Genomic DNA, 377 nt, shown 5'->3' on the forward strand with positions numbered 1-377 from the left:
TTCTTCATCAAGAGAGTCGGCATAAAAACCCCAGTAGCGCTTTATCCTTTCCGCCTTACCATCCAAGCCAGTATCGAGACACTGGATAAAAGCAAATCCACGACCGTGAGTTCGAGCATAGTGGAGCTGGCATTTTGGGTGTGAGCTATCAAAAAGCAGGTTGTTTTCAGTTTTTACGATCATGGTTATTCCCCTTACATTGGCATGGGTGAAACAGCGTCACTACCAAGTTCAGACGCTGCCGCTAAAATGGATCCTGCAAGCTCAGGCTCACCAAGGTCATGCGCGAAATGCGCAAGCATATCGAGCTTAAGCGTGGTGCTTTCTCGATGCTTTTCGCTCATAAAGTAGCGCGTTGATGTTGGTACCTGGTTTTC

Annotated in this window: 2 protein-coding genes; both read right to left on the minus strand. The window is 47.5% G+C overall.

All coding sequences use genetic code 11. From position 1 onward, the window contains the following. The coding region (locus IQQ51_RS04890; RefSeq protein WP_193840519.1) for a hypothetical protein at positions 1-183 on the minus strand (183 nt) is incomplete at its 3' end. Positions 184-194: 11 nt separating this feature from the next. Continuing rightward, positions 195-377 (minus strand): hypothetical protein (locus IQQ51_RS04895; RefSeq protein ID WP_228012683.1); only part of this gene is annotated, 183 nt, incomplete at its 5' end.

The sequence above is a fragment of the Vibrio sp. OPT18 genome (assembly GCF_015163615.1).
In the GTDB taxonomy this organism is placed as follows: Bacteria; Pseudomonadota; Gammaproteobacteria; order Enterobacterales; family Vibrionaceae; genus Vibrio; species Vibrio coralliirubri.